Annotated in this window: 1 protein-coding gene; it reads right to left on the bottom strand. The window is 58.5% G+C overall.

All coding sequences use genetic code 11. The features are described from left to right. Positions 1-360: 360 nt before the first annotated feature. The coding region (gene glyS, locus CW742_RS12010) for a glycine--tRNA ligase (RefSeq protein WP_292420691.1) at positions 361-1711 on the bottom strand (1351 nt) is incomplete at its 5' end.

Raw genomic sequence — 1711 nt, 5'->3', positions numbered from 1 at the left:
CCTCTTCGGCGGCAGCGTAAGAGGGTTATAAGAGACAAGTAAGAAGGAGGGGGGTGCAGGGAGAAAATGAAGTTTTAATGAAAACAATGATGGGGGCTGATGCCCCCATACCCCCGGTTGTGATGTTCTGCCGCCGCCGATTCGAAGAACCTGATAGTTCTTCTCGATCTCGTGGTTCTGATGAACCACTCAATCCCCGAAGGACTCCCCGCGGCAGCCTCAACGACTTTCACTTTTTCTTATAGGTAATCAGCCCAGCGAGGGCCCGACAGGCGCCCGAGCGACCCCCGTAGGGGGTGGTAAGGCTCACCGATATTTGAGAGGGTTGACGCCTATGGATTCTGTAAAAAGAGAGAATGGTTATTTTAACTCGGCAAACTTCGCATCGCCCTCGACCAGCGCCGCGAGCGTCTCCGGTAACTTATCGATAGCAATCCTCACCTGCTTCATCGAATCCCGGTCGCGGAGCGTGACGGTATTGTTCTCTTTCGTATCATAATCAACCGTCACAGCAAACGGCGTCCCAATCTCGTCCTGCCTGCGGTAGCGCCGGCCGATGGCGCCACTGTCATCGTATTCCGCGAGCAGGCCCTTTTTATGGAGCGACTTCGTGATAGTGTCGGCGATGGTGTCGAGGCCGTCGCGGGTCATGAGCGGGAAGACCGCGACCTGGACCGGGGCTACTTTCGGGGAGAACCGCATGACGGTCCGCTTCTCGCCATCGGCTTCATCTTCGTCGTATGCCTGTTCGAGCACAGCATAGCACATACGGTCGATGCCGTACGATGGCTCGACAACGTGCGGGACGATGTCCTCGCCCCGGATGTCCACGATCTCGTCCTTCACTTCATACAGGTCGGGCGGGATATGGATGATCTCGCCGTCTACGTCCACATCGACGCCGTTCTTCTCAGGGATTGATTCTGCGAGGGCCGCGAAGATCTTCTTTGCCTTGTCCCGGTACTGCTTGCCGAGCACGCCCATATTCGGGACAATGCGACGGCGGGGAACTTTCCGCGGCTCGGCGTACTGTATGAAGACGGTCATCGGGGTGCCGCTGGCCTCTGCATGGGCGTTGAGGTCGTAATTGGTACGGTCGGCAAGGCCAACAGTTTCGACCCAGCCAAAGCGGTCTGATTTGATCTCGGCGTCCCAGCAGTCGGTTGCGTAGTGCGCCCGCTCATCGGGGAGGTGCTGGCGGAAGCGGAGCCGTTCTGGCTTTATTCCTATTGAGACGAGCATCTCGTGGGTCAGGGCCACGTAGTAGGCGAGGTACTGGTTTGCGATTACGTCCTGGGTCACAGCTTCCTGCATGGTCATGGTAACGGCATCCTCGCACTTCTGCTGCTGGACAAAGGTGAGAAGCGGCATGCTGTAGTTCGCATATCTCTGGAAGCGGGGGTGCCTGTTCTTCTCATCGGGATGGACGAAGATCTCGGCCTCGGCCTGCGTGAATTCGCGGAGCCGGATCATGCCCTGCCGGGGAGAGATCTCGTTCCGGTAGGACTTGCCGATCTGGACGGCGCCGAACGGGAGCTTGTCGCGATAGAACCGCAAGAGCCGGGCAAAGTCCACAAACATCCCCTGGGCGGTCTCGGGCCGGAGGTAGCCCGTCCGCTGGGTGCCGGGGCCGATGGATGTTTTGAACATCAGGTTGAACCCGAAGACCTCGACCCCCCCGAGGACTTCCTCGCAGGCAAGGCACTTACAG

Origin of the sequence: Methanoregula sp., from assembly GCF_002835825.1 — an archaeon.
Lineage (GTDB): Archaea > Halobacteriota > Methanomicrobia > Methanomicrobiales > Methanospirillaceae > Methanoregula.
The sequence above is the reverse complement of the archived record's forward strand: the minus strand, read 5'-3'. Positions and strand labels throughout refer to the sequence as shown.